The sequence below is a fragment of the Citrobacter sp. Ct235 genome (genome assembly GCF_030332305.1).
GTDB lineage: Bacteria > Pseudomonadota > Gammaproteobacteria > Enterobacterales > Enterobacteriaceae > Citrobacter_A > Citrobacter_A telavivensis.
The window spans coordinates 330,208-346,059 of the sequence record NZ_JAOWIC010000039.1 but is presented as its reverse complement, the minus strand read 5'-3'; the positions used below and the strand labels follow the sequence as shown (position 1 = coordinate 346,059).

Genomic DNA, 15,852 nt, shown 5'->3' with positions numbered 1-15,852 from the left:
TTGTTTTTATTCTAGCTTTAGACTCCATACTTAACAGATAATTAACACGCATTAAATCATCAAGCTTTGAACAAATGGATGTGTTGTGGTCTTGTTAATTATTCAGTCTATTTTTGTACCTATTAAATATTTATTTAGTACATGTTCGGATTGATAATTGTGGCAGAAGCGTGACGATAAAGGTAAGTCTGGAGTTAAGGTAATGAATACTAAAATCACTATAGCCACACTTCCCCTGGCACCATCTACACAAGCCATAAAACCGGAAGCTGAGATAGATAAAATCATTGAGCAAATATCGCCATTTGCAACGTCATTCAAGTGCGCAAGAGGAGAAATTCTTCGTTTTTATACAGGTAACAAGCGCACATGTTATTTGCTGCATCAGGGGGGCGTGACACTGAATCGCAGAGGTGATGGGATGATTCTTAACTCCGAAAACGCGACCTTTATTCTCGGTGTCAGCAATCCTTTTTCCCAGTCAGAAAATTTATATGTGCGTGTGACGGAAAACGCCTTGATAAGCCAACTTCCACTGGAAAGGTTTAATTTACTTATAGAAAGAAATCTGCTCTGGGAAAGTATGTGTAAATTTCTACTTTACACCGTTTCGAGGGTTTATGAACACTGTACGCTTATCTCGCAGATGTCTTCTTATGAAATTATCCGATTTCAGTTGCAGGAGCTAATGTCCGAACCAGACCAGATCCGCAGCAGCATTACAGCAGCAAATTACATAAAAGGCCGGACGTATCTGTCACGTAGCGGCATTATGCGGATCCTGGCGGATTTGCGCGACGCTGGATACATTGAGCTTAACCGAGGGGTGCTAGTGACAATCAAGCATTTACCGAAAAAGTATTAGATATACCTGTTGCGAGGGAGGGAAGAAATTCATTATGAGCTTTAAATATGTGCTATATACATCTACAGGATAATCTCCCTCGTTCATTTTACCTTTGTCAGGTTATTCACACTTCTGGCTAATGCGCTCCGGCCTGGGATAGCATTAATTAATTTACTTCCTCGTCGACACCCTGGTATGCAGGTTAGTGCTGTAATCTTCTGCTAAGTGATCAATAATGGCGAGTTACCGGCAACCGGCAGCAATCATATATTCTCTTTCCATTCAGCCTGGCGTGTTCTCAAATCATTTCTGGTTAGAGCGTCAAACAAAAAACTTTTTAAGTCGATATGCACAGATCCGAATTTAACTTTTTTCGGATCTGATGCAAGAGGGCGGAAAAATACAGTAATACTGAGTCATTGAAGTGATAGCGCAACTGATAGCCAAAAAGCAACAGGTACAATGAAGGCGTCCATTATTTATTACGGGCCAGAAAAAGAGAAAGGGTAATGACTTGGGTTGTCTCAATTATGGTTTACTACTACATTTCCAGGGGATTGAAACCGGAAAGAACGTAATCCCTTTCGCATTATTCCTCGTGTTAGCCGACTCGTGGCGAGGTGAAATGTGCCGTCAGGATGTCGAAAAGATCCAGGTGATGCACCGCCTGGCGCTTCTGAACCGGCCTCAGAATTTTGCTTCAATACCTCCAGCAACATCTCCTTATCCAAATCCAGATTAGCAACCAGTTTCTTTAACCACTGGTTTTCATCCTCAATCTGCTGCAGACGACGCAGTTACGTCAGGCCCAGACCAGCTAATTTCTTTTCCTGGTTATAAAAAGTGGCCTCAGAAATCCCCATCTTTCTGCTGACTTCCCGACGCGGGTGTCGGTTTCGGTCTGTTTCAGTGCGAAAGCTGTCTGTTCTTCGGTATAACGGTTCTTTTCCATGGCGAATAGCCTCCCGATAAAGGGGGAAAAGACCGGATGCTGCCGTTTAACCAGACACTATTTTCAGGAGAGAGATTTAAGCGTAAAAGTCTGAAAATAAGCGGGGCAGATTTAAACTCAAAATCAAGAGTGATATTCTTCATTGGCGTGATTTTTGGAAAATTCTTAGGGGTTTATGGTCACGTAGATGAATAGCGTTAATAATATTATGCAGCTTCACTCCTGAAGCCTGAATATTATACCTGAGTGGATGGCTTCAGGTATTACAATTTCATTGGATGAGATTTTACAATATGAATAAAAACAAAATCATGTTAGCACTGGCGATCTCGACAGCGACTCTGCTTATTGGTTGCAAAAATATGGATATCAACCAGTTGACCTCTGCTGGTATGACTGCATATAAAGCGGCGACGCTCAGCGATGCAGATGCAAAAGCATTGGCTGACGCGGCTTGCCAGGAAATGGATAGTCAAAACGCTGTTGCTCCCGCTTCTAGCCCTTATAACAAGCGACTGGTCAAAATAGCCAACTCGCTGGGACACAGTATTAATAACACGCCAGTCAATTACAAAGTTTATATGGTCAAAGATGTCAACGCATGGGCGATGGCCAATGGCTGTGTACGTGTGTACAGCGGTTTGATGGATATGATGACTGATGACGAAATCAAAGCGGTGCTGGGTCACGAACTCGGTCACGTGGCTCTCGGACATTCCCGCAAAGCTATGCAGACTGCTTATTCTACCGTCGCGGCTCGTGATGCCATTTCAGCTTCTGGCGGTGCTGCTGCAGCATTATCGAAATCTCAACTTGGCGATGTGACGGAAGGGATCGTTAATTCAGCCTTCTCGCGCAGTCAGGAAACTGAGTCTGATAACTTTGCATACGATTTGTTGAAAAAACGAAATATCAATCCAGTGGGACTGGTCACCAGTTTTGAAAAACTGGCGAAGTTGTCTGCAGGTCATGAAGCATCACTGTTTGATTCGCATCCACCTTCAGAGGAACGTGCGCAGAATATCCGCGACCGCATCGCTGCAGATAAATAATCCCGCGTTTTTTGCAGAGAACGTCGTGAATCCGGGGCGTTCTGAAAAGAAATAAGCGGCAGTCGTGGTGTCACGACTGCCGCTTTATGTTTCTACCATTATGCGATAACCGGACGCGCCGCCATAATCCGGCTGTAGGTGTAAACGCTGAGCCCGCCCAGGATTGCGACAACGCCAAGTACCGTGAACCCTGGCACATACGATCCGCTCCAGGATTGCAGATACTGTACAACAAACCCGGCTGTCGTTCCCCCGAGACCTGCTCCCACACCGTTTATGACCCCTGCCGCTGGTCCCACCGCTGATTTCTTCACGCTGGAAGTGATAATTGACCAGATATTGGTGGTGTAGCAACTGGTGAACCAGGCGATGGCTAAGGTGATCAGCGCCAGTTTGCCGAACGGACTGTCGATAAATGGCAACGCGATTAAAAACAGCCCTGCTGAGCCAAGCCCGCAGGCCGCAATGAGCCCGCGTTTTTGCGTTTTATCGCTGTACCACGACACCGGGATTGCCAGCAGAATCGCCAGAAAATAAGGTAACGCGCTTGCTACACCTTGTGAAAATCCGCTGAAACCCAGTGACAACACTGCCATTGGAATAAACAGTGTGATCCCCCAGAACAGCATGCCATTAGCAAAATAGCTGAACACCAGCAGCAGGAACGGTGCACCGCCGAGATCGCTGAAGCTTATTTTACCCCCAGCGGGTTCCGGTTCTTCCGCTGGTTCGTCTGGAGCTGAAGCCTTGTCCGGGCTGTTTTTCAGGAATGCGAGGAACATTGGCACCACAATAAAGACACCCATGCCGCCAGTAATGTAAAACACCCATTTCCAGCCGAGGTGATCGAAGATCGGGGTCAGAATGATAAAGCCCAGACTCAGCGCCAGAAATTGACCGTAAAACTGGATCAGGTTTGTGCCGCGCGTGATTTCATCTTTATTAAACCAGGCCCTGGCGAAGCGAAACTGCTGTGGCCAGTAAATGCCTTCGGCAATACCCAGAATAATTCGGAATGCAATCAGTAGCGCTGCTGAGCTGATCCAGGCGGTCATAATCTGAACTACCGACCACAGGAACACCATGGTGACAATGGTAATTTTGGGATTCAGACGGTTCGCCAGAAAGCCGCCAAAAAAGTTAGCCAGCGCATAGCCAATCAGAAACCCCGTTAATGCGAGACTCTTTGTGGCTGCGCCATCAATGCCGAGTTCTTTCTCCATGCCCGGCAGTGCGATAGAGAGGTTTGAACGATCAAGGTAGGCAACAAATAGCCCTACCATCAGCGTGACGCCAATTCTGAACCATTTTGATTTAAACATTTTCTCTACCTTTTATTTCAGCGCGTAATGGTCAAGCATGTCAGGATCGATCTCGATACCCAGCCCTGGTTTATCAGGCACGGTCATGACTGGACCAATATCCAGATCGGTTAACTTGTCACGGAAAATATTGGGTGCGCGATCGAGCTCCAGCCGTGCCGGCTCTTTTGCCATCCGTGGTACTGCGGCGGGTAGCGCCGCCATCACGTGCAGCGTGGCTGCGAGCGAGATGCCTGATCCCCACTGATGCGGATAGCACTCAACACCATAGGCGGTGGAAAGGGCGGCGATATTAAGGATTTCGCTGATACCGCCGCAGGCGGCGACGTCAGGTTGCGCGATATCTACGCAATCGGCCTCAAGGAAACGACGGAAACCGAAACGGGTGAATTCCGATTCCCCAGCCGCGAGTTTTATCGGGAACTGTTGTTTAAGTTGGTGATATGCCGCCGTATCGTCGGGCAAGATCGGCTCTTCAAACCAGCTAATGTCATATTGTTCAATCGCCTGGGCGAATTTCAGCGCTTCATGAGTGGTATAAGCACGGTTAGCATCCACGGCGAGCGTAACGTCAGGGCCAATGAGTTCGCGCACGCGTGCAACGCGCTTAATATCTTCTGGCAGCGTCAGGGCGCCGACTTTCATTTTAAAATGTTGATAGCCTTCATCCAGGCCGCTTCTGGCGTCTATTGCAATTTGCCGGAAATCATCCGTGGGCGAATAATAAAAGCTGGAAGCGTAAGCGGTAATGGGTGTTTCAAGATCGGCACCCAGCAGTTCAGCAATGGGTTTACCGGTGGCTTTGCCAAAAATATCCCACAGTGCAATATCAATTCCTGATAATGCGGTAATGGCAATGCCTTTTCTGCCAAATTCCCGCGTGCGATTGTACATCTCTTCCCATATTACCCGGCGCTGTAGCGGGTTTTTGCCTTTTAATAGCGGAGCGAATAGCTCGTTAATCAACGCGGCATTCGCCTGTGCCGGGCCAAAGCATTCGCCCCAGCCGGTGATACCTTCATCGGTTTCTATTTCAACGATGCATATTGCTCGTTTATTCCAGAACCATTGCGACATGCCAAATTTCTCTGGCAACTCGTCAGTAATTACCCGGGTATTGATTGATCTAATTTTCATCATATCCTCTCATCCGTCAGGCGGTTTCTCTGACAATCAGTGAAAATGGCAAGAGAGTGATCCTTTCTTCATTGCTTTCATTTTCTTTTCTGAGCGTGGTGATTATTTTTTTCGCTGCACTACAGCCAATGTCATAGGTTGGTTGCGCCACGACAGTCAGCGGGTTTTTGAGGATCTCCGACCATTCGGTCTCGTCAAAACCGATCAGCGAGAAATCCTCCGGGATCCGCTTACTTAGCGCTTTAGCCGCCTGCACCACATACAATGACAGCAACCCGTTCCCAGTGATGATGGTGTGGTTTGGTGAGGAACGAGGAGTCAACGTTTCCAGTGCTTTTGTCACGTGTTCGCGATCGACGACATCGAACTGGATGCATTCAAAGGCAATATGCGAATAAGCGCTTAATGTGGCAAAACGTTCGAAAGTGTCAACTCTTTCAATACGTGGTGAGACATTCCCTGGTGTTGGTGTTAAATAACTGACACGACTGCAATGAGTATTCAGCAGATGTTCAAGGGCAAGCTTAACACCCTGGGCGTTATCTGCCGCGACACTGCTGATGTTGCTGTTTTTTATCTTTCTGCCGATTAATACGACAGGGTGTTCTAAAGAAATGCCCTTAATAAAAAGATCGTTTTCGCCGGTAGTGTTGAGGATAAACCCATCCACTCCCCGGTTAACCATCTCTTCAATGTAGTTACGTTCTCTGACTCCTGAGTTTTTCGCATCGCAAATAAATATTTTGTATCCTTCCTGCGAGCAATATTCCTCAATGCCGCGTAATACATCCATAGAGTACGGGTTAAAAATATCTGCCATAATAACGGCGATAGTTTTACTTTCCTGACGACGTAACGACCTGGCAATGTTATTGGGTTGGTAACCAATGCTTTCGATCGTACTGGCAATCTTCTGGCGGGTGGTTTCGCTCATAGACTGATATTTCCCATTAAGAAAACGGGAGATTGTTGCCGTTGATACACCCGCCATGTTTGCAACATCTTTAATTAGTAGTTTCTTTTTCATTGTGTTTAATTTTAGGTAATCGATTACCTAAATATACAGGCAGATGAAGGATCGTCTGTGATTTTGATCGCAGATCGTGTAATGGTTATCAAAAGAAGGAGGATCATCAGTATCAGTGATAGATCACATGATGACGGCTTCACGTTTGGGATCATGGTGCCATCAGAGAGCAAGAGGACGGCCTGGTACGTCGGAGAATCCTGATTTTTTTAGCGGCGTAACCTCCGCCCAGAGGTATGTTAGTCGATTGCCTGGATTACCTTTGTCGCTTTAATTCTCTGTTTTCTTTTCAGAATGACATGACACGGCGCAGGAGGGATGTGTGGATTTAAAGAAATTACGCAGTTTTATCCGGGTAGCGGAGCAAAGCAGTTTCAGCCAAGCGGCCCAGACACTGGATCAATCTCAGTCGATGGTTAGCCGACAGGTACGTCAGTTAGAACTGGAACTGGGGAAAACCTTGCTTAAACGTAACGGTCGTGGCGTGACGCTGACCGCCGAAGGCCGGCAACTGTTGGAGCACGGCAAAGGTATTCTGCGGCAGGTTGAAATCGCCGAGCAGGCGTTGAGTACCGGTGATGGTATATACCAGGGCAAAGTGACGGTTGGCATGCCTCCTACACTGGGGAAACTCTTAACCGTGGGTCTGGTCACCGATTTTCTTGCTGAATTTCCTGACTGTTCCCTGGCGATTACCGAAAACCTGACGTACTGGCTGCAAAAACGGTTAATTTTGGGGGAACTGGATATTGCAATACTTTATAACCCCTCTCCTGAACGCAGCCTGAAATATCAGCATCTCTGGACTGAAAAATTATGTCTTATTGCGCCGAGTCATTCGCCTGTTGCCAGCAACAAGAATATTCCACTGCGTGAACTCAGCACCTATCCCCTTATTATCCCTAACCGACAGCAAATGCTGCGCAATCTGGTCGAAATAGAATGCGCCCGTCATGATGTCAGTCTGAATGTCGTCCTGGAGATTGACACGGTTCCCTCAATGCTGGGACTGGTGTCCAGAGGATTTGGGTACGCGGTATTACCCGCGAATTCACTGGAAGTTGATTACCGCCCTGAAGGATTAACGGCTGTTCCCATTACGCCCCCTATCCTGAACCGGGTCATCCTGGCCACATCGAACCAGCATCATTTCTCTTCTCTCGCCCAGCGGACGATGGAACTGCTTCTCCAGCAACGGATTATCAGTCAGCGATTATCCTGAATCTTTTCTTGCCGACATTGGTGGTCATCACGAGGTCATGCTTCCCGACTTCTATGCAAAAAATGCAATTCAGCTATAACCGTTTGCATCTTTTTCATAGCCATCTTCGTTGTTAGCTTAGTCCTCACAGACCTGATGGTTATGACGAAGCGAGAAGATCATGAAGACATTACCCTGCTGGTTTATGCGCGGTGGCACATCAAGAGGACCGTTTTTCCTGGCGAAAGATCTGCCGGAGGAGATTGCCGAACGCGATCGTTTAATTCTGTCAGTGATGGGCTCTCCTGATGAAAGACAAATTGATGGTCTTGGCGGTGCCACGACGCTGACGAGTAAAGTTGGCATTATCTCGCTGGCCCCCGATGCAGAGGCTGATATCAACTTTTTGTTTGCCCAGGTCGCCATCAACGAACGGCGTGTGGATACCACGCCCAATTGCGGAAACATGTTGGCCGCGGCAGGGCCGGCGGCGCTGGAGGCGGGGCTGATTGCCGCGCAGGGCGATCAAACGGTGCTGCGTATCCGTACACTCAATACCAACATGATCGCTGAAGTGACCCTACAAACGCCCGGTGGACATCCTTGTTATGAAGGGGACGTCAGTATTGACGGTGTTCCCGGAACCTCCGCCCCGGTGTTGCAGAATTTTCTTGATACGGAAGGTTCGGTCTGCGGCGCCTTACTCCCCACGGGTCAACTGTGCGATGTCATTGATGGCATCCGGGTGACCTGCATCGATAACGGCATGCCGGTCATTATTGTTGCTGCCAGCGATATGGGGATAACCGGTTATGAAACGAAAGATCGGCTTAATGCGGATAGCGCGCTGGCGGCGCGTATTGAAAACCTGCGTTTGAAAGCCGGCAAGCTGATGGGTATCACTGATTTAGCCAATAAGTCGGTGCCGAAAATCAGCATGGTTGCCAGAGCGCAATCTGGCGGCGCGCTCTGCACCAGAACCTTCATCCCTCATACCTGCCATGCCGCCATTGGCGTCCTCGGTGCCGTCACCGTTGCTACCGCTGCCGTTATGCCGGGTTCCGTCGCTCACGCCGTATCACAACTTTCCGGTGGCACTGAACAACGCCTGTCCATCGAGCATCCTTCCGGCGAATTAACGGTGTATCTGCACCTGAATGAGGATGGCTCTGTGGCGCAGGCCGCATTGATGCGAACGGCACGGTTGATCATGCGTGGCGACGTGCTCGTTCCTTGATTTGTTAGCTCTCACAGAAGGAAGAAATATGAATACGCAACCTAAAACCGCGTTGGTCGTCAGCGCTCACTCCGCTGATTTTGTCTGGCGTGCGGGTGGTGCCATTGCGCTATATGCCGCTCGTGGCTGGGACATGCATATTGTTTGCCTGTCGTTTGGTGAACGTGGTGAATCCGCCAAACTCTGGCGTCAGCCAGGCATGGAGATGACCACTGTAAAACAGGAAAGGGAGAAGGAAGCGCGGAAGGCTGCTGGGATCCTGGGGGCCAGAACGATCCATTTTATGGATGTCGGTGACTATCCCATGCGAGTCAATGATGACGTTCTGTTTGCCCTCGCTGATTTGTATCGTGAACTCAAACCTGAGTTTGTGCTGACGCATTCGTTGAAAGATCCCTACAACTTCGACCACCCAATGGCGACGCATATCGCTCAGGAAGCGCGTATCGTCGCCCAGGCGCACGGCCACCATCCTGAAAAGCCCGTGATTGGCGCACCGCCCGTCTTTCTGTTTGAACCTCATCAACCCGAGCAATGTGAATGGAAGCCAGAAGTGCTGTTGGATATCAGCGACGTCTGGCAAACCAAGCGTGAAGCGATGGAGTCCATGGCGGCGCAGGAACATCTCTGGGAGTACTACACCCGAGTCGCGTTGCAGCGCGGCGTGCAGGCGTCGAGAAATTCAGATTTGAAAATTAAATACGCCGAAGGTTATCAGCGCATTTTCCCGCAGGTTACCGCCCAGTTTTCTTGATGAAAAATAATGCCCAAGGAGGCCCCATGAAAAGCTGCAAATCACCCGATCCCAACCCGATTAAACCGAGGGCGATATTACCGCCCGGTGCGTGTGACGCGCATTGCCATGTTTTTGGTCCTGGTAGCATCTTCCCCTACGGGCCAAACCGGAAATACACCCCGGAAGATGCGCCGTTTGAAAAGCTGATGGCGCTGCATGACTGGCTGGGTATCAGCCGGGCCGTGATTGTCCAGGCCAGCTGCCATGGTACTGATAACCGCGCGATGTTGGATGCTATCGCCCGAAGCAAAGGACGTTATCTCGGCGTTGCCATGGTCAATGGCGATGAAAGTGATGCCGAACTGGAGCGGCTCCATACTGGTGGGGTGCGAGGGGTTCGTTTTAACTTCGTTCAACACCTTGGCGGCGCACCCGATCTCCCTCGTTTTTTCTCGGTTCTGCACCGTGTTAAAGACCTTGGCTGGCATGTCGTGCTGCATCTGGACGCGCAGGATATCGTTACCTATTCCGACGTGATTAGCAAAATTGATATTCCGTTCATTATCGATCACATGGGCCGCGCGAAAACCGCGTCAGGTCTTGAGCAAAAACCCTTCCAGCAGTTACTGCACCTCATGCGAGACAATCCGTTTGCATGGGTTAAAGTCAGCGGCTCGGAGCGTATTTCTGCTGGCATTCGACCGTTCAATGATGCCATTCCTTTTGCCCGCGCATTGATTGAAACCGCCCCGGATCGGGTGTTGTGGGGAACCGACTGGCCACATCCCAATATCAGTAACGACATGCCTAACGACGGTGAACTGGTCAATCTGATGCTGGATTTCTGTGAGGATGAGCACATGCGCCGCAAACTGCTCGTCGAAAACCCCGTCCGTATCTATGGTTTTACGCCTGTTGAGGCATAAGCTCGACCAGAGGCGTGTGACTTTTTATACGGATTTGAGTGTTCAGAGGTTACTGAAGCCACATTGAAATGTGGAGGTGAATAAGATGACCAGCAAACCATTTTATAAAGAACTTTATTTTCAGGTAATAGTTGGGATTGTGATTGGTGTTTCTCTTGGCTATTTCTTTCCGGATCTGGCAGTAAAAATGAAGCCATTAGGCGATGGCTTCATTAAGTTGATCGCCATGATCATTGGCCCGATCATTTTTTGTACCGTCGTCACCGGCATTGCCGGGATGCGCGATATGAAAGAACTGGGTCGGGTGGGCGGCAAGGCATTGATCTATTTTGCGGTCATGTCGATTGTCGCCTTAATTATCGGTCTGATTGGCGGCCATGTTATCCAGCCTGGCGCCGGATTTAATGTTGAGCTTTCCACTCTGGATACCTCAGCGATAAGCAAATATACCGAGAGCGCCAAAGAGGTGAACGTGGTGACTTTCGTGATGGGGATTATCCCATCAACCTTTGTAAGCGCCTTCTCTTCGGGGAATGTGCTGGCCATTCTGATGGTGTCTATTCTGTTTGGTTATTCTTTGTCAGCCATCGGTGAGAAAGGGCGTCCGGTATTTCAGTTTGTTGAAAGTGCGTCCCGCGTCTTTTTCCATAATGTGCATCTGATCTCCAAACTGTCGTCAATTGGGGCATTTGGCGCCATTGCGTATACCATCGGCGCCTATGGGCTTGCGTCGTTGATCCCGCTGGTCAAAATGGTCTTCGGATTCTATCTGCTGCTGATTGTTTTTGTGGTCGTTGTTTATGGTGCTGTCGCCAGCGTCTGCCGTTTCAGCCTGTTCGCTTATCTCCGGTTTATCAAAGAAGAACTGTTGATCATTCTGGGGACGGGTTCTTCATCGGTCGTCTTACCTCACCTGATGGAAAAAGTGGAACGGATGGGGTGCCCAAAACCGGTAGTGGCGCTTGTCATACCGTCAGGGTATTCGTTCAATCTTAATGGCACCAACCTGTATATGACGATGGCCATCCTGTTTATCGCCCAGGCGACGAATACGGAACTTTCCTTCTCCAGCCAGATGATCTTGATCCTTGTTGCGATGTTGACCTCTAAAGGCGCGGCAGGCGTGACGGGTGCGGCATTTGTCATGTTAACCAGTACCCTGATTGTTCTGCCCGTCGTGCCTGTCGCCGGGATGGTTCTTATTCTGGGTATCCACCGTTTTGTCGGAACCGGACTGGCGATTGTCAACCTGATCGGTAACGGTATTGCAGCCATTGCGGTGTCTGCATGGGACGGTGTTCTTGATAAAGAACAAATGCGCCAGACGCTTAATACGCAGTCAAAAAACTCAGCGGTGGAATATCGCTCTGAGACCCTCAAATAAAAGGAGGAAAGAGTATGAGCAATGGATTCAGAGTATTTACTCAGCGTCATCTTCCGGACCCGGAGCTGATTGCTGCATTTAAAGCTATCCCGGCCGCGAATATTGCCGACTGCATGGGAAGACTCAGTGCGATGAACAGCACTATCCGTCGACTGTCTTTGCCATGTAAAGACAACATGGTTGGGGTGGCACTGACAGTGAAAGCCCGTGCCGGTGATAACTTAATGGTCCATAAGGCATTAAATATCCTGACACCGGGTGATGTGCTGGTGGTCTCCAATGATGGCGGTAATAGCCAGGCGCTGATGGGTGAGATCATGATTACGTATGCCCAAACGCGTAAGGCCAGCGGGATCGTTCTGGATGGTCCTGTGCGTGATTTATACAGTATTCAGGCGATGGAATTTCCGGTTTACGCGACGGGAAGTACGCCTGCGGGTCCTTTTAAGGACGGACCGGGGGAGATTAATGTGCCGATATCCTGCGGCGGTATGTCGGTAATGCCGGGGGATATCATTGTCGGCGATGGTGATGGCGTAATTGTTATTGCCCGACAAGATGCGCGAGCACTTCTGGCAGAAGCTGAAAAATATCAGCTTTTTGACAGTAAAAAATTGCTGGCAACCCGGGCGGGTAACGCTGACCGCAGTTGGGTGGACAGGGATCTCGCCAGTAAGCAATGTGAAATTATTGAAGATATCTGGCGTTAACGGTTGTTGCTGTAAAGGAAACGTCTCCTTATTGAGTGATGATAAGCATAAATACGTCTGGTCGTTTAAGAACGTGAGTCAATAGAATTATTGACGTTATCTGGCAACGGTTTAATTACGGCTGCGTATTTCCCCTGCAACCAATTCTGAAATTGGTATTTTTAAAAAATAAATATCACAGGGTAATATTATGAAAAGGAATATTGTATTAAGCCTCTTTTTATTCACGACAGCATTTTCTTCGACTGCGGTCATGCTTGATTTCAGGCATGAGTATCTCGACGATAATAAAGTTCACCGTGACAGGATTCAGGTTTCGCATCGGTTTGCGAATGGTGTGGGATTCTTTGTTGAAGGGAAATTTAAATCGGGTGGAGATTCAACAGATAAACCGTTTTCAGATATTGTCGACAACGGTAGCGAATACTCGCTCAATTACACGTACAAACTGACTCCGGTAATCGATTTACAACCCGGAGTAGAGTTCGAAACCACGTCGTCTAAAACAATCTATAAACCGTACTTACGCGGTTGGTATAACTTTGATTCGGGGTTCTATCTTTCCGCACGGTATCGTTATGAGTATGCGCGGGATACCAGCGCGGGCAAAGATGACGAACATATTAACCGAGGCGATATCTGGCTGGGATATCGGTGGAACACGCTCACCTTTGAAACCAATTACGTCTATAAGCACAGCGACGCAATCAAGTATGATAATAAGAAAGAGGATTATGAATATAATGGCCGAATTGCATGGAAAGCCTCTGCGCAATGGACGCCCTATGTCGAGGTGGGAAATGTTGCGGTATCCCCGATACGAGACGATCGCGAAAGTCGATATCGCTTAGGGTTGCAATATACATTCTGATGTAGGCGACACGACCCAAAAAAAGGCCGCTTTCGCGGCCTTTTTCAGATTTTAAACCCGTTACTTCGCTTTGTTTTCCAGGTTTTCGACCTGAGGCAAACCTGTTGCTGAAGAGGCTGAAAGCAGGCCGGACTGTGCATAGCCAAACAGCTTCTCGCGGGTATCGGTGATGTCCAGGTTACGCATGGTCAGTTGCCCAATACGATCGTCTGGTGAGAACACGGAGTCACCTTTTTCCATGGTCAGACGTTCTGGCTTGTAGGTCAGGTTGTCGGACACGGTATTCAGGATCGAGTAGTCGTTGCCGCGACGCAGTTCCAGAGTCACTTCACCGGTAATCTGGCTGGCGACCCAACGCTGCAGACCATCACGCAGCATCAGTGCCTGAGAGTCGAACCAACGGCCCTGATACAGCAGGCGACCCAGTTGACGACCGTGGGCGTGATACTGCTCGATGGTATCTTCGTTGTGAATACCCGTCAGCAGACGCTCGTAGGCGATATGCAGCAGCGCCATCCCCGGGGCTTCGTAAATGCCACGGCTTTTGGCTTCGATTATACGGTTTTCAATCTGGTCACTCATCCCCAGACCGTGACGTCCGCCGATACGGTTCGCTTCCAGCATCATTTCCACATCATCACTGAAGGTTTTATCGTTCAGCGCGACCGGGTGGCCCTGTTCGAAACGCACGGTGACTTCTTCCGCTGCGATCTTCACGTTCTCATCCCAGAACTTCACGCCCATGATCGGGTTGACTATCTTGACGCTGGAGTTCAGGAATTCGAGGTCTTTGGCTTCGTGCGTCGCGCCGAGCATGTTGGAGTCCGTGGAGTAGGCTTTTTCGACGGACATTTTGTAGTCGAATCCACAGGCAATCATAAATTCGGACATCTCATGACGGCCGCCCAGCTCATCGATAAAGTCGGTATCCAGCCATGGTTTGTAAATCTGCAATTCGGCGTTGGTCAGCAGGCCATAGCGATAGAAACGCTCGATGTCGTTTCCTTTATAGGTGCTGCCATCGCCCCAGATATTGACGCCATCTTCTTTCATCGCTGCAACCAGCATGGTGCCGGTGACTGCACGGCCCAGCGGTGTAGTATTGAAATAAGTGAGCCCGCCGGTGGTGTTATGGAATGCACCACACTGAATCGCGGCGATACCTTCAGCAACCAGCTGTTTACGGCAGTCGATCAGGCGAGCGTTCTCTGCACCGTATTCCATTGCACGACGAGGGATCTCATCATAGTCCTCCTCGTCTGGTTGACCCAGGTTCGCAGTATATGCATATGGGACAGCCCCTTTTTGTCGCATCCACAGCAGTGCCGCGCTGGTGTCCAGGCCGCCGGAAAAAGCGATACCAATACGTTGACCTACCGGGAGATGCTTGAGAATCGTCGTCATAAAATAAAACCCTGCTTGATAGACTGATGGTGAGATCGGCTTTCTGCTTTCAGTGCATGTTTATGCAAAATAAATGAGTTTTCATTTAATCATCTTTTTACGGAGACAGGAAGAGTTTCGTGCTTTTTTCCACAAATAACGCTGACGACGACGTCTCAGGTTATGTCGTTAACAAGGTTGACACAATGGGGAGTTAATCAATATAATACGCGCAGATTTTACGTCCCGTCCTCGGTACCAAATCCCAACAGTATTTGCATCTTTTACCCAAAACGAGTAAAATTTGCCACGTTTCAGGCGCGGGGTGGAGCAGCCTGGTAGCTCGTCGGGCTCATAACCCGAAGGTCGTCGGTTCAAATCCGGCCCCCGCAACCACTTTCCCTAAGAGTTCTTTTTCAAATATACTGTGAAGACTATGGCCTTCGTAGCTGGATTTGAAAAAAATTCTTTCGGAAGGTTCTCCAGACCGCAGTTGCGGTTATAGGGTTCAGTTATCTAAAGCCCCGATTTATCGGGGTTTTTTGTTATCTGACTACAGAATAACTGGGCTTTAGGCCCTTTTTTTATGTCTTGGGGGTGGGCTTGTCCACATTAGAGCAAAAATTAACAGAGATGATTACAGCACCAGTTGAAGCCTTAGGTTATGAGCTGGTCGGCATCGAATTTATTCGCGGTCGCACATCCACACTGCGCATCTATATTGATAGTGAAGATGGCATCAATGTTGATGATTGTGCTGATGTGAGCCATCAGGTGAGCGCAGTACTGGACGTTGAAGATCCTATTACTGTGGCTTACAACCTGGAAGTCTCCTCACCGGGTCTCGACCGCCCAATGTTCACTGCTGAACACTATGTGCGTTTCCTGGGTGAAGAAGTTTCGCTGGTACTCCGCATGGCGGTACAGAACCGCCGTAAATGGCAGGGCGTTATCAAAGCGGTAGATGGTGAAATGATCACTGTCACAGTCGAAGGAAAAGATGAAGTGTTCGCGCTGAGTAATATCCAGAAGGCGAACCTGGTTCCCCACTTTTAACAGTCTGGATG

At 48.9% G+C, this 15,852-nt stretch carries 14 protein-coding genes, 1 tRNA gene and 1 pseudogene; 11 read left to right on the top strand and 5 right to left on the bottom strand.

Features of this window, described 5'->3' with window-relative positions; all coding sequences use genetic code 11:
* The first annotated feature begins 202 nt into the window (after positions 1-202).
* On the top strand, positions 203-865 hold the full coding sequence (locus OGY35_RS06050; RefSeq protein WP_286631685.1) for a winged helix-turn-helix transcriptional regulator: 663 nt from the start codon (positions 203-205) through the stop codon (positions 863-865).
* Positions 866-1,508: 643 nt separating this feature from the next.
* Here the strand turns inward: OGY35_RS06050 and OGY35_RS06045 are convergent.
* Positions 1,509-1,799, bottom strand: a pseudogene (locus tag OGY35_RS06045) (transposase); the annotation flags it as partial.
* 293 nt (positions 1,800-2,092) lie between these two features.
* On the opposite strand from OGY35_RS06045, the gene loiP reads away from it, so the two are divergent.
* On the top strand, positions 2,093-2,851 hold the full coding sequence (gene loiP / locus OGY35_RS06040) for a metalloprotease LoiP (protein WP_286631684.1): 759 nt from the start codon (positions 2,093-2,095) through the stop codon (positions 2,849-2,851).
* A 98-nt stretch (positions 2,852-2,949) separates the two neighbouring features.
* On the opposite strand, the gene OGY35_RS06035 is transcribed toward loiP, so the two are convergent.
* From OGY35_RS06035 to OGY35_RS06025, 3 genes are read right to left on the bottom strand one after another with little or no spacing between them, the layout of a single operon-like run.
* Complete coding sequence (locus OGY35_RS06035; protein ID WP_152406150.1) at positions 2,950-4,173, bottom strand: MFS transporter; 1,224 nt, start codon at positions 4,171-4,173, stop codon at positions 2,950-2,952.
* 12 nt (positions 4,174-4,185) lie between these two features.
* The gene (locus tag OGY35_RS06030) at positions 4,186-5,313 is read right to left on the bottom strand and encodes a mandelate racemase/muconate lactonizing enzyme family protein (RefSeq protein WP_286631683.1); all 1,128 of its coding nucleotides are present in this window, start codon (positions 5,311-5,313) and stop codon (positions 4,186-4,188) included.
* A 13-nt stretch (positions 5,314-5,326) separates the two neighbouring features.
* Positions 5,327-6,337, bottom strand: a complete 1,011-nt coding sequence (locus OGY35_RS06025) for a LacI family DNA-binding transcriptional regulator (protein WP_286631682.1) — start codon at positions 6,335-6,337, stop codon at positions 5,327-5,329.
* A gap of 322 nt (positions 6,338-6,659) precedes the next feature.
* On the opposite strand from OGY35_RS06025, the gene OGY35_RS06020 reads away from it, so the two are divergent.
* The 7 genes from OGY35_RS06020 (at position 6,660) to OGY35_RS05990 (ending at position 13,402) form a co-directional block, all read left to right on the top strand.
* Positions 6,660-7,559, top strand: a complete 900-nt coding sequence (locus OGY35_RS06020) for a LysR family transcriptional regulator (RefSeq protein ID WP_178826919.1) — start codon at positions 6,660-6,662, stop codon at positions 7,557-7,559.
* Positions 7,560-7,719: 160 nt separating this feature from the next.
* The gene (locus OGY35_RS06015) at positions 7,720-8,775 is read left to right on the top strand and encodes a 4-oxalomesaconate tautomerase (protein WP_152406146.1); all 1,056 of its coding nucleotides are present in this window, start codon (positions 7,720-7,722) and stop codon (positions 8,773-8,775) included.
* Positions 8,776-8,803: 28 nt separating this feature from the next.
* Entirely contained in the window at positions 8,804-9,529 is a 726-nt protein-coding gene (locus OGY35_RS06010; RefSeq protein ID WP_152406145.1) for a PIG-L deacetylase family protein, read from the top strand.
* Between the two features lie 26 nt (positions 9,530-9,555).
* Positions 9,556-10,437, top strand: a complete 882-nt coding sequence (locus OGY35_RS06005) for an amidohydrolase family protein (RefSeq protein WP_152406144.1) — start codon at positions 9,556-9,558, stop codon at positions 10,435-10,437.
* A gap of 85 nt (positions 10,438-10,522) precedes the next feature.
* Entirely contained in the window at positions 10,523-11,821 is a 1,299-nt protein-coding gene (gene dctA / locus OGY35_RS06000; protein WP_152406143.1) for a C4-dicarboxylate transporter DctA, read from the top strand.
* A gap of 14 nt (positions 11,822-11,835) precedes the next feature.
* On the top strand, positions 11,836-12,531 hold the full coding sequence (locus OGY35_RS05995) for an RraA family protein (RefSeq protein ID WP_178823968.1): 696 nt from the start codon (positions 11,836-11,838) through the stop codon (positions 12,529-12,531).
* Between the two features lie 190 nt (positions 12,532-12,721).
* Positions 12,722-13,402: an oligogalacturonate-specific porin KdgM family protein gene (locus tag OGY35_RS05990; RefSeq protein ID WP_152406141.1), complete on the top strand. Its 681-nt coding sequence runs from the start codon at positions 12,722-12,724 to the stop codon at positions 13,400-13,402.
* 60 nt (positions 13,403-13,462) lie between these two features.
* Here OGY35_RS05990 and argG read toward each other — a convergent pair whose 3' ends face one another.
* Positions 13,463-14,806: an argininosuccinate synthase gene (argG, locus tag OGY35_RS05985; RefSeq protein ID WP_286631680.1), complete on the bottom strand. Its 1,344-nt coding sequence runs from the start codon at positions 14,804-14,806 to the stop codon at positions 13,463-13,465.
* Between the two features lie 298 nt (positions 14,807-15,104).
* Between argG and OGY35_RS05980 the strand changes: the two genes are divergently transcribed.
* Positions 15,105-15,181, top strand: a tRNA-Met gene (locus OGY35_RS05980).
* 207 nt (positions 15,182-15,388) lie between these two features.
* On the top strand, positions 15,389-15,841 hold the full coding sequence (gene rimP, locus OGY35_RS05975) for a ribosome maturation factor RimP (RefSeq protein ID WP_043001756.1): 453 nt from the start codon (positions 15,389-15,391) through the stop codon (positions 15,839-15,841).
* Positions 15,842-15,852: the final 11 nt, after the last annotated feature.